General features: G+C 45.1%; 11 protein-coding genes. 2 read left to right on the top strand and 9 right to left on the bottom strand.

Annotated elements, in window-relative coordinates:
* Positions 1-83 precede the first annotated feature (83 nt).
* On the top strand, positions 84-755 hold the full coding sequence (locus tag ACTW1R_RS05080; protein WP_005225467.1) for a cyclic nucleotide-binding domain-containing protein: 672 nt from the start codon (positions 84-86) through the stop codon (positions 753-755).
* 121 nt (positions 756-876) lie between these two features.
* Here the strand turns inward: ACTW1R_RS05080 and ACTW1R_RS05075 are convergent, their stop codons facing one another.
* From ACTW1R_RS05075 to ACTW1R_RS05055, 5 genes are all read right to left on the bottom strand, one after another.
* Positions 877-2,319: a glycoside hydrolase family 32 protein gene (locus tag ACTW1R_RS05075; RefSeq protein WP_489927484.1), complete on the bottom strand. Its 1,443-nt coding sequence runs from the start codon at positions 2,317-2,319 to the stop codon at positions 877-879.
* A gap of 43 nt (positions 2,320-2,362) precedes the next feature.
* Positions 2,363-3,739, bottom strand: coding sequence for a PTS transporter subunit EIIC (locus tag ACTW1R_RS05070; protein ID WP_015509272.1), 1,377 nt, complete (start codon positions 3,737-3,739; stop codon positions 2,363-2,365).
* A 146-nt stretch (positions 3,740-3,885) separates the two neighbouring features.
* On the bottom strand, positions 3,886-4,881 hold the full coding sequence (locus ACTW1R_RS05065; RefSeq protein ID WP_200126396.1) for a LacI family DNA-binding transcriptional regulator: 996 nt from the start codon (positions 4,879-4,881) through the stop codon (positions 3,886-3,888).
* Positions 4,882-5,252: 371 nt separating this feature from the next.
* The gene (locus ACTW1R_RS05060; RefSeq protein ID WP_270290571.1) at positions 5,253-6,563 is read right to left on the bottom strand and encodes an NCS2 family permease; all 1,311 of its coding nucleotides are present in this window, start codon (positions 6,561-6,563) and stop codon (positions 5,253-5,255) included.
* Positions 6,564-6,723: 160 nt separating this feature from the next.
* On the bottom strand, positions 6,724-7,323 hold the full coding sequence (locus tag ACTW1R_RS05055) for an NUDIX hydrolase N-terminal domain-containing protein (RefSeq protein ID WP_489927483.1): 600 nt from the start codon (positions 7,321-7,323) through the stop codon (positions 6,724-6,726).
* A 189-nt stretch (positions 7,324-7,512) separates the two neighbouring features.
* Between ACTW1R_RS05055 and ACTW1R_RS05050 the strand changes: the two genes are divergently transcribed.
* Complete coding sequence (locus tag ACTW1R_RS05050) at positions 7,513-8,517, top strand: DUF389 domain-containing protein (protein WP_270290573.1); 1,005 nt, start codon at positions 7,513-7,515, stop codon at positions 8,515-8,517.
* Between the two features lie 43 nt (positions 8,518-8,560).
* Here ACTW1R_RS05050 and ACTW1R_RS05045 read toward each other — a convergent pair whose 3' ends face one another.
* The 4 genes from ACTW1R_RS05045 to ACTW1R_RS05030 are packed head-to-tail and all read right to left on the bottom strand — an operon-like array spanning position 8,561 to position 11,777.
* On the bottom strand, positions 8,561-9,187 hold the full coding sequence (locus tag ACTW1R_RS05045) for a P-loop nucleotide/nucleoside kinase family protein (RefSeq protein ID WP_086338511.1): 627 nt from the start codon (positions 9,185-9,187) through the stop codon (positions 8,561-8,563).
* Entirely contained in the window at positions 9,188-10,054 is an 867-nt protein-coding gene (locus ACTW1R_RS05040) for a class II fructose-bisphosphate aldolase (protein ID WP_156235547.1), read from the bottom strand. It abuts the gene before it with no gap.
* Between the two features lie 22 nt (positions 10,055-10,076).
* Positions 10,077-10,469: a hypothetical protein gene (locus tag ACTW1R_RS05035; RefSeq protein ID WP_005225457.1), complete on the bottom strand. Its 393-nt coding sequence runs from the start codon at positions 10,467-10,469 to the stop codon at positions 10,077-10,079.
* 18 nt (positions 10,470-10,487) lie between these two features.
* Positions 10,488-11,777 carry a PTS sugar transporter subunit IIC gene (locus tag ACTW1R_RS05030; protein WP_008379073.1) on the bottom strand — a complete coding sequence of 430 codons (1,290 nt, stop codon included), beginning with the start codon at positions 11,775-11,777 and terminating at the stop codon, positions 10,488-10,490.
* Between the last annotated feature and the right edge of the window lie 31 nt (positions 11,778-11,808).

Below are 11,808 nucleotides of genomic sequence, written 5' to 3'. Positions count from 1 at the left end.
CACACTTTCTTTTTTGCTTTTCTAAGTATGTGCTATACTGACTAAAAACAAATAGGAGATTTCTCCTAGTTTGGAGGGAAAAAGTGAAAAAAACCGCTTATGCCTTGGCAATAAAGCAGGTACCAATCAAAGAAAGCTGCCCCTTGCCGATTCCTGAGGAGATTTTACAACAAAGTGCCCTCTGGACCTTTGATCATCGAGAAGCGATCCAAAAAGAAACGGTGCCGATGTCGGTCTTTTTCGTCCTATTGACTGGCAAAGCCAAGATCATTCAAACGCAAGAAAACGGCAAACGTGCCTTGCTGCAGTTTCTCCATCCTGGTGATTGCATTGGCGATCTCACGTTGATTGGCGCCGAAACAGTACCGAAAACCGTGGTTGCGATCGGTGAAACAACATGTCTGGGCATTCCGATGCAAGCAGCAGCCCACGGGCTCATGCAAGACCTGGCTTTCGTACAAACACTAGGCAAAACTATCGGTGAAAAATTGCTGCTGCGTATGGATCATTTTTCCGTCAATCAAACCTACCCCTTAGCTTGGCGCCTTGCCCATCTACTGTTGGAAGCTTCGATCGATGATCTTTTTCAAGAAAAATTAACGGAGACCGCAGAATACTTAGGCGTGAGCTATCGCCATTTAACGTATACCTTAAAAGATTTCAAAACGCAAAAACTAGTCACAAAAACTGCAGACGGCTATCGGATCGATGCGCCTGCGCTGCAGACCTTTATCCAAAACCAACAAAAGCAGTAACAAGCAAATAACGACAGCAAAATAGTTGGTATGATGCCCCCCTAAAAGCCAGAGAAAAAGCTGACTCTTGGGGGTGCAACAAGAAAAACCAACTGTTTGCTGTCGTTTTCGGATCGTTGCTTTATTTTTTCGCCAATGCCCAAGTATTGACAGTAACCGTGCCGGTTCCGCTGAGAGCGATCGCCTCGGTCCGTTTGGGATACACGCGAGAGGTCAAACAATATTGCCCGCCATTTAGGAAGATCTCAATCGAAGACGTATCGACAAAAATCTGCAGCTGCATCAGTTCATCGACCTTGACACTGCGCTGTTTACGACCGTAGCCAGAAACGCCATGATGGATCGTGAAGACACCAGCTTCATAAGCCAAAGTCGTATCTTGCAAAAGTCCAAGCTGGAACTGCTGCAATGGGGCTTCCGCCATAACTTGCAACTCATACGCCGACTCATCGAAAGACAAGTGCTGCGGTTTCTCTGATAGCACAATTTTTTGGCTGACTTGCTTGTCCCGCAATTTTTGGAATTCTGGCAAAGGTTCTTGATACAATTGGTCATTTTTGACCGAAAGCTGTCTTGGCAGCGTTGCTGCATGCTGCCAGCCGCGAGGGATCGTAGGGTTGCTGTATTCAGGACTGGTATCCCCTAGCCCCATCCAGCCCCACAAGATCCGACGTTTCTGCTCATCTTCAAAGGTTTGCGGGGCATAGAAGTCAAACCCATAATCAAGTTCACGAAACGCAGAAGTTTCTTTAAACGTCAGGGTTTCCCAATCCACCTCACCAATCAGATACCCTGATTGATGAATATTTTGGTAGGCATGTTCTTTGGCTGCCAAGCCTTGCGGTGAGAAGACCAACACATCTTTGCCATCTAAATGGAAGTAATCTGGGCATTCCCACATGTAGCCTAGAGCATAGTTCTCACCGAAAAAGATTCCTCGATAGGTCCATTCATTTAAATCCGTCGATTCATAAATCAAAATTTTGCCTTCGTTTTCCAACGTACGCGCGCCTAGTAGCATATAGTAGGTGTCTTCGTGGGCAAAAACCTTTGGGTCACGAATATGATCGGTAAATCCTTCAGGGTAGTCTTCATGAGGAATCACGACTTCTTGCTTTTCGACGGTATAGCCGTCTTTGCTGATTACATGGACCGTGTTTTGTTCTCGTCCACTAAAGGTATAGTCATGATCACCAGGATGTTTGACATTCCCAGTATAGAAGAAATGGATCGCGTCATTCTCGATAAAGGCAGAGCCCGAGTAGACCCCGTCTTTGTCATAGTCGTGTTCGGGAGAAAGAAACAGCGCTTCTTCTTGAAACGTGACATAATCCGTCGACGTTTTGTGTCCCCAGTGAGGTGGTTCCCCGCCATGGGGCGTTTGCGGTACATATTGATGGTAAAAATGAACCACTCCTTTGAATTGGCAAAGACCATTCGGGTCGTTCATCCATCCTGTTTCTGGCATCAAATGATAGTTCAAGTGCCACGCATCAGCACTGATTTTTTCTGCTAATTCGCTTTGGGTTTGGGCAAGCTGTGCCCAGTATTCCTTCGTTAACAATGTGGTACCTCTTTTCTCTTGCCGATGAACAGCAAGGGATTATTTATTGGTTCAACTCTTTGGCTAGCGGTTTGCGCTGCAATTGGACACCAGCAAAACCGACACCAAAGGCAATCAAAATCACGACAACGTATTTCAGCATGGCACCGAAATCTCCAGTATACAACAACAGGCCTGGAATAAAAGTGATGCCCATCCCAGTGGCAGCTAATTGGAAGACATACGTCGCAAACCCGCCGACTGCGCCTCCCAGCATGCCTGCGCCAAAAATGCGCATCGAGCGTAAGTTGACCCCAAATAGTAAAGGTTCAGTGATCCCAAATAAGGTTGGAACCGCCGCACTGATGGCATTTGAGCGTTTGACTTTGTTTTTATAAATAAATGCCGCAGCAATCGCAGCCCCAAATTGTCCCGCCATACTTGCTGTACCTAAGACTTGTAGGACGTTTTCGCCTGTCGTATTCAATAAACCTAACTCAATAATACTTAACGAATGGTGCAATCCAGTGATTACGATCACTTGCTGAACCCCTCCGTAAATGATATAACCGATGCCCAATGGTGCTTGCACCAAGTAGACGATACTGTTGATGACTGCTCTTTCAGCTACTTGCAAGATTGGTCCTAACGCAAACAAAATCAAACCTAAAGTAATGACAATCGTTAAGAATGGTGTCACGATCAAGTCCATCATTTGCGGAACAAATTTACGGAACCATTTTTCTAGCTTAGAAACTAAGATCCCGACAATAATTGCTGGAAAAATCGACCCTTGATACCCAGAGATCGATAAACCGAATAAGTGCAGTGGCTCTGCATCCCCGCTGGCAACTGCCCAAGCGTTCGGCAATTGCGGTGCCACCATCATCAATCCTACCACGATCCCGATGATCGGATTACCGCCGAATTTTTTCGTCGCACTATAGGCGATCAAAACAGGTAAAAAGGCAAACGCTGTATCCGTTAACATTTCAAACATAGCTAACCAGTCAGCACTATAAGTGACCCCCAACTCGGTCAATAATCCCCGAATCCCCATCAAAAGCCCCGTCGTTACCAAAGCTGGAATCAATGGCACCAAGACATCTGACAACGTGCGGACAACTTTTTGGACGGGTGACAGATTCGAATACACATCATCTTTGAAGCCAGCTTTATCAGCGGAGGCGTCATTGCCCATTTCTGCTGCGAAGGCTTGATAAACTTCATTGACTTTTCCTGTTCCAAAAATGAACTGATGCTGTCCCGTGTTGAAAAAATAGCCCTTGCTGCCCTCAACTGCTTCCGCCTTGTCTTTATCTACTAACTGATCGTCTTTCAAAATCAAGCGCAAACGTGTGGCACAGTGTTCAAAGTTTTTGACATTTTCTTTGCCGCCAACAGCTTCTAACACTTGGTCAATCGTTTTTTGTTCCTTCATTTTTCCCACTCCTTTGATCGTCGGTCCATTTGTGGAACCGGTTCTACATTTGTAGATTAACAGAAACCGTTTGCAATTGCAAGCAAAGAAAATAAAAAAACAGAACGCCGCAACTGGACGTCCTGTTTTCTCTAAAAATGTTTGCTTTATTTCTCCTGCTTTTCACGCTTGGCAGTCGACTGTTTGACCACTAATCGATTCGGTAATTCGATCACCTCAGGAACCTCTTCCCCTTGCGTCAGTTTTTGGATCGTTAAGACGGCATCGGTGCCTAATTGGACATAGGGATATTGGGTCGTTGTGATGGTCGGATAGACATAATCCGTCGAATCATAGCCACCAAATCCGTTCAAGGAAAAGTCTTGCGGCACTTGATACCCTAGTTCATGGGCGGCTTTCAATACAGCAACAGCAATATTGTCGGTAGCACAGGCGATGTACGTTGCCGATTGATCTTTCAAGAACACAAGGGCTTTTTGGTACGTTTCTCTTCTTGAAAAGGACGTTTCGATAAAGTCGACTTTGACGTTGGGGGTTTGTGCCAAGACATCAAGAAATCCTTTTTTCCGCAAGACACCTACCGCATAATCATTTTCGCTGACACCAACAAATAAATAACGTCGGTGGCCAGCGCTGACTGCATATTCTGCCATGGTTTTGCCAGCTTGATAATCTTCATGGACGATGGAATGAATGCCAGCCAACTGTTGGCCTAACAATAAAACAGGCATAGGAACCTCTGCCAGCACCGCTTGCAGCTGCGGCGTGATTTTGCGCGCAAACAGGATCATCCCTGCTACTTTTTGTTTGACCAGCATTTCGATATTTTCTAATTCCCGTTCATCGCTTTGATCAGAGTTGGTGATTAGCATTTGATAGCCGTTTTCCCGTGCCGTCGTATCGATCCCTTTCAACACATCATTTGTCGATGGTGAATTCAGTCGAGGAATGATCACGCCCAGCAATTTCGTGTCTTGGGCTTTCAGCGAACGAGCAAATGTATTGGGGCGATAGCCAGTTTCAGCAATGATCTGATCAATTTTTTTGCGCTTTTCTTCACTGATATAGCCATTGTTCAGATAGCGGGAAACCGTACTTTTCGCTACTCCCGCCTTTTCAGCAATGTCCTTGATCGTTGTCATGATTTCCCACCTTTGCGTTTTCTTTTATTATATCAATAACTGATAGAAAAGCGCAGGTTTTGCGTGAAAATTGTTGGGTTGGGCGATTTTGGAATGAAGTTTCACTTCAAAGTAATCTTACAATCAATGAATGGTAGAGAAACTAAAACCTCCCTTTACAAGATATGGTGAAGATCGATCAGATCATTGAGTATTTTTTTAAGCAATACAACGCCCTGATCCGTCGGCATATAAACCACGGATAGTAAATCCTTATTCAATTCTGAACATTTTTATAGCAAGCGACATATAATAAAAAACCAGCTAAGCCACGCTTAACTGGTTTTTTATTACTTGAAATCCTATCCTAAGTTTACATTAAAACGTCTCTCTCACACATTCAAAATCCACATAAACCCAAGAAAGACAAAGAACAAGCCGTACATGATTGGTGAGACTTCTTTGCCGCGTTTGGCTGCTAACATGGTGATTGGGTAAAAGATGAAGCCCAAGGCGATCCCATCGGAGATGCTGTAGGTCAACGGCATGCCTAGTAGAATCAAGAAGGCTGGGATTGCGATTTCCATTTCGTGCCATTTGATTTCTCGCAGCGATTGTGCCATCAGCACACCTACAACGATCAGTGCTGGTGCCGTCACTTGGGAAGTAACAACGGATAGCAATGGTGAAAAGAACAAGCCGAACAAGAAGAAAATTCCAGTCGTCACGGCAGTCAAGCCAGAACGACCGCCCACGGCGATCCCAGCGGAGGATTCCACATATGCGCCTACTGGTGAGGTCCCTAATAAAGCACCAGCGAGCATGGCGGTGGAGTCAGAAGCAAGTGCTTTGCCGACCCGCGGCATTTTGTTGTCTTTCATAAAACCCGCTTGATTGGCAAGTCCCACCAAGGTGCCTGCAGTATCAAAGAAAGTGACGAGTAAGAAAGTCAGTACTACGACCCACATTTGCAGGGAGTTGATGTCTCCTACATGGTTTAGCGCCACTAAGAATGTGGACGAAATACTCGGTGCAGCAGAAACGATACTGGATGGTGCTTGGATCAAGCCAGTCAAAAGACCTAAAACAGTTGTTGCGGCCATCCCGATAAAAATTCCACCAGGAACTCTGCGAACCATCAAGACGGCAGTGATCACTAAACCAAAAATCGTCAGCCACGTCGTACCGACACTCAATGAACCTAGTGCCACAAGGGTCGAATCGTCGGAAACGATGATCCCGCCTTCGCTCAATCCCAAAAAGGCGATGAACAGACCGATCCCCCCAGAGATGGCATATTTTAAATCAGCAGGGATCGCATCAATGATCAGTTCCCGTAATTTAAAGATTGTGATCACGATGAAAATCAGTGATGCCACAAACACACCCGCTAATGCTGTTTGCCATGGAACCCCCATTCCAATACAGACTGAATAAGAAAAGAAAGCGTTGATCCCTAATGCGGGTGCCGTAGCGATCGGGTATTTTGCTAAAACCCCCATCAAGATACAGCCCAATGCGCTGGCTAACGCCGTTGCCGTAAAGACGGCACCTTCGTCCATCCCAGATGCCCCAAGGACCGTTGGATTGACGAATAAAATATAGGCCATCGAGATAAAGGTGGTAAAACCAGCTAAGATTTCTCGTTTGACCGTTGTTTGTAAGGCATCCAGCCCAAAAAAGGAATTGATTTGATTCTTCATTTTTACTCCTCCAGCAATCAAGCAAAGGTGTCGCCATTGCTTGATTTTTTATAATGAAAACGACGAAATCAATCATAAACCAACTTTATCTGCAAGTAAATATTATCCAGTTAAAAAAACCAATAAAACGCTTTTTCCAACATCTTACCCTTAGCTGTTTCTAATCAACGTGTAACGACTTCTCATTCACCAATTGCTCCAACTGTTCCTTGGTGGTGCGCTTGATGGAAAGCTTCGGCAGCTCCTTCAACGAAAAGTAATCGCTGTTAGAGGTTTCACTATTTTTGATAAAATCTCCTGCCAAAACATCACAGGCAAAGACCAGCTTATAGTATTGAAACACTTGCGGAATGTCTGGTCTTAGATTCGTATCAAAAATTGCTCGCAGCTCCTTGACCTCAACGAGCAAGCCAGCTTCTTCCAGCACTTCTTTTTTTATGTTTTCCCGTGGCGTCAAGCCAATTTCTGCATAGCCTCCTGGCAGTGACCATTCTTTCGTCAGGCTGTCTTCCACCAGCAAGATTTTTTCGTCTTTTTGGATCAATGCTCGTACATCGACTTTGGGCGCAGGATAGCCCTCATTTTTTTCTGTTAAAAGGGTCAACGCAGCTGCATCTTGATCCACGACGGTACTCATCAAATGCAATGCCAACTCTTTGATCTCTTGGTAACGTTCCTTATCGTACACATCTTTGCCATAGTACAAACCTGCTTCAGCGATCGATAACAGGCGTTTGTATTGCGCAAAATAATCTTTCATCCATTCCCCGCCTTTTCCATTTCTCTGTTATGCTTCTTATTCTAGAGGAAATCGGCTGTTTTGCAAAAGATTGGCAACCCAATCCTTGAATTCTCATGGCTGCCAACGCCTAATAAACGCAGATTTTTGTAAAATCAGTCGATTTAAGGGACAATGAAAAGATTAGAATGATTTTTCTCAGAAAGGATGATGAAGGTGAACTTAACGCCTGATTTAGTTTCCAAAGAACAATTGATTGGAAAAATTCAAAAAGATATGGACCAAACGATGCTCGTCTATGCACTTTTAGTTTGTGCAACGCTGATTGCTTCGATTGGTTTGAATTACAACTCTACGACAACGATTATCGGGGCGATGTTGATTTCGCCACTTTTAAATGGGATCAACGGGATCGGCTTTGGTTTAGGTCTTTCCCATTTACGTTTGGTTAAAAAAGGACTGCTGGTCTTTAGCATCCAAGTCATCATCGTACTAATCATCTCATTTGCCTTTTTCTTACTCACGCCAGTCAAAGATACAACACCTGAAATCATCACCCAAACGTCTGCGACGATTTGGGATATTTGCGTCGCATTGATCGGTGGTTCAGCACTGGCATTTGCCAAAGTCAGGGGCCGCGACAACGATGTCATTATCGGTGTCTCCATCGGGACGTCCCTGATTTTGCCGCTTTGTGTAACGGGTTATGGGCTGTCGATCAAAGACTATTCGATTTCATGGGAATCCGCTCAACTCTTTTTCACCAATTCCTTTTTGATTTGTTTTTCCTTGTTCATTACCATCTGGCTGTTGCAGTATGGGGATTTCCGTCACCAAAAATGGTGGAAGTTTGCCGTGGTTGCCTTACCGATCACGGTCATTGGGAGTTTCTTCGTTTATACGACGATCCAAACGACCATCGTGGAATACCATGCCAAGCGTTTTGTAGAAGCCAAACTGGGGGAACATTATTTGCTGGAGCAAACACTTAATGAGCAGAAACAATCCCTTGAATTAAAACTCGTCGGTGAACCACTCTCGAAACAAGCGGTCGCGCATCTTGAAGCAAGTCTTGAAAACTATGCTTTGCCCGACTACCAGCTCAAGGTCAATGTCTATTCTGCCAATAAAGAGGGGCAATTTGATGCCAAAGTATTAGCCGAAATCCTACAAGTCCAAAACCAAGGAACTTCGAAATTTTTGGGATTAGACTAAAAAAACAGGTGCTGCCCTTTTCAGGTGTAGCGCCTGTTTTTCTTCAATTTAAGTCATTGAGTTGTTCAGCGATTCGCTCGATCAACGGGCGATAATCCACTTGCTCGTAATCTTCCACATTGACTTCGATAAGCGCTCCTAACTGAAAGTCATCGTAACGGCGATCAGTGATGATTTGCCGAAACGCTTCTTTGGTTATATGGTTGGTTGCAGCTTGTCTATCTTCCAGTACATCCCCGTAATGGTACCGTTCCATGATAAAACTCAAATGGCGGTCATCCGCTCGATCACGTAAGTAACGTCTTTCCCATAAGGTTTCAAAAGAAGCTGTCAAACGTATGGTCAAGCAGTCATAGCCATAGCTTTGGGCGAGAAAAGTCAGCAAGGGCTTCTGCTTTTCACTAAAGGGGTATTCCGAGACCACCAAGCGTTTTCCTAAAGACATGTACAAACCCAATGCCTGATAGTAAAAAGGCCAAACATACTGCTTTTCGATCTGGGCTTTTTCTGCCAATGAATCAAAGCCGAGGGATTCGGCATAGCACTCTTTGATTTCATCTGGCGTAAGAGCGAAAAGATCAGGAAAACGTGTCTTCAACAGGTTCAGTAAATAACTTTTTCCAGTTCCAGGGCTGCCTGCCAATAAAACAAGCATCTTTTTGCGTACCATCTATTTGCCGATCGCAGTCGGCGCTTTCGTATTCATGAAAAGGCCGATCTTGTGCTTGACGATTTCTTTGATGGCTTCATTGGATGGGATCACGTTGTGGCGCAAAGATTTGTTGACTTCCGTTGCCCCAAAACTTTCTTTCGCAATCTTCGTCCAATTGACCAACAATTCAGTACCTACATTAAACTTGCGAATGCCGTTATTGATCAATTCGGGATAATCTTCTTCTTTGACGCCAGTTCCTCCATGAATGACTAGCGGCACGTCGACGACTGCATGGATCTCCTTCAATAACTCAACATTCACTTCGGTTTTTGAGCGGAATTGACCGTGATTGGTTCCGATAGCGATGGCTAGCGCATCGACGCCAGTAGCAGCAACAAATTCTACCGCATCTTCTGGGCGTGTGAAGACTTTATCGTCTTCTTCCACATGAATGCCTTCTTCTGTGCCGCCGATCGTTCCTAGTTCTCCTTCGACGGACACCCCATGAGCATGAGCGTATTCGACGACTGCGCGCGTCTTCAAAATGTTTTCTTTGAAGGGCAAATGCGAGCCATCATACATCACCGAGCTATAGCCGCTATCAATCGCCGCTTTGATCTCATCGAAATCTCTGGCATGATCCAAATGCAAGACAGCATCTACTAGCTCGTGATCGGCAATCGTTTTGACGACATTGACCAAGACATCATAGCCGATGTATTTCGCCGTATCGATACTTGTTTGAATGATGATGGGTGCGCCCATCTCTTTGGCTGCCCGCAGCATACTTGGCAGCATTTCTAAATTATGGGTATTAAAAGCCCCCACTGTAAAATTCAATGCTTCTGCTGTTTTCGTTACTTCTTTTAATGTTGTATACATCCTTGATTCCACCTCGTCTAGTTTAATTGCCGCTGATCGTAAGTTGTTTGGCGATTTGCCGCATTTCTTCCATTTTGTCCATGTAATAGTCGATCTTTGCATCGTCGCCGTTTCGTGCAGCGGCGGCACGCTGAGCATTGTATAGGGACATCAGTTTTTTGTAGCCGTCCCCGATCGATTTTTTCGCCTGCAAGCTTTTTTCCAATGCGTCGATCGCTTCTTCTGTGCGGGAAAGTTTTGCCTGCGCCAAGCCTAACGCTTCATACAATTTTGCTTGTTCGTCGATGTCGGTTTCTGCTTGCAACTGACTTTCTAGATTTGCAATAAGCGCTTCGGCCTCTTGGCTTTCTTCAGCGGTCAAAGGAACCGCTGGTGTTTCTGTGGGCTTTTTTTCTTTTTTGAAAAAAGAGAACATGGGGCTTCCTCCTAGCGATTAAAAGTTTTTCAATAAGGGACTGATGATCCAAGCATATAGCAAGGCTGCCGTGACGGTATCCACATCAGTTGCCGTAGCGTTAACAAAGCCCATTTGATTGAAGATCGTTACAAGTAGGGCTGGCAGTAACGTAATGAAGAAGCCGTGAAAGATCCCTCCGATGATCGCCCCTCGACGTCCACCGACCGCATTGCCGAAGATCCCAGCGGTACCGCCTGCAAAGAAGTTCGTCAGCATCCCTGGCAAGATCATCGCCAAGCCAAAGACTGGTAAAACGAACATGGCGATGACTGTCCCAATCGTTGTAGTAATGAAGCCTAAAATAACTGCATTGGGGCTATATGGGAAGAACACTGGGCAATCGAGTGCTGGTTTTGCATCAGGCACCAATTTCATGGCGATCCCACGAAACGCAGGGACGATCTCGCCTAAGAGCAACCGAACGCCAGCTAACAAAACATAGACCCCAACCACGAATTGAATAGCTTGCAAGAAGGCATACATGATGTAATTTTGATCACCAGAGAGCGTAGAAGCAAAGGTTTCTCCAGCAAACAAGACCGTCACGATATACAGTGGAACCATCACGACCATGACAGAAAGATAGGTATCTTGTAAAAATTCAAAAGAACGTGGCAGTTTGATGTCTTCGATCGATTTTTTCTTCTCGCCTCTTTCTCCAAACAGATAGGCAACGCCTGCTTCAAAGAGGTAGCCGATCGTACAGAAATGTCCGAGAGCAATGTCGTCTGACCCAGTGACTTTGCGGATGATGGGCTGAGCCATCGCTGGCATCGCTACGGCAAAGATCGCCCCAATCAACCCACCGACAAGAATCAAGACAACGCCGCGTAAACCAGCGAAATAGCCAAAGACCGTCGTCATGGTCGCCATCCATAAAATGGCTTGACCCGTTAAGAAAATATATTTCCATTTTGTAAAGCGTGCCAATAAAATATTAAAAACAAAGATGGCTAAAAATGTCAGCGCTATGTCCCGACCCAAGCCCAACTCATTCATCGCTTGCCCGTTGATGGCTTCGATGGAAGGAATTATGCCTTGCATATCGAATCCTTCTGTGAAAATCTCGCCGAAATAGGTCAAACTACCGACGATGATGCTAGAACCAGCGCTTAAAACCTGGAAGCCCAATAGCGTCTTCAAACTTCCTGAAATGACTTGACCTGCTGACTTTTTCTGAAGCAGCAGCCCTAACATCGCGATCAAAGCGATCGTGATCGATGCCTGCGTTAAAATATTATCAATGATAAAATTGATGATGCCCATTTTTTCAAACTCCCTTCGTCATGCCTCTTCC

It is taken from the genome of Enterococcus sp. R12 (assembly GCF_058135755.1).
This window is presented reverse-complemented; position numbering and strand designations above follow the sequence as displayed.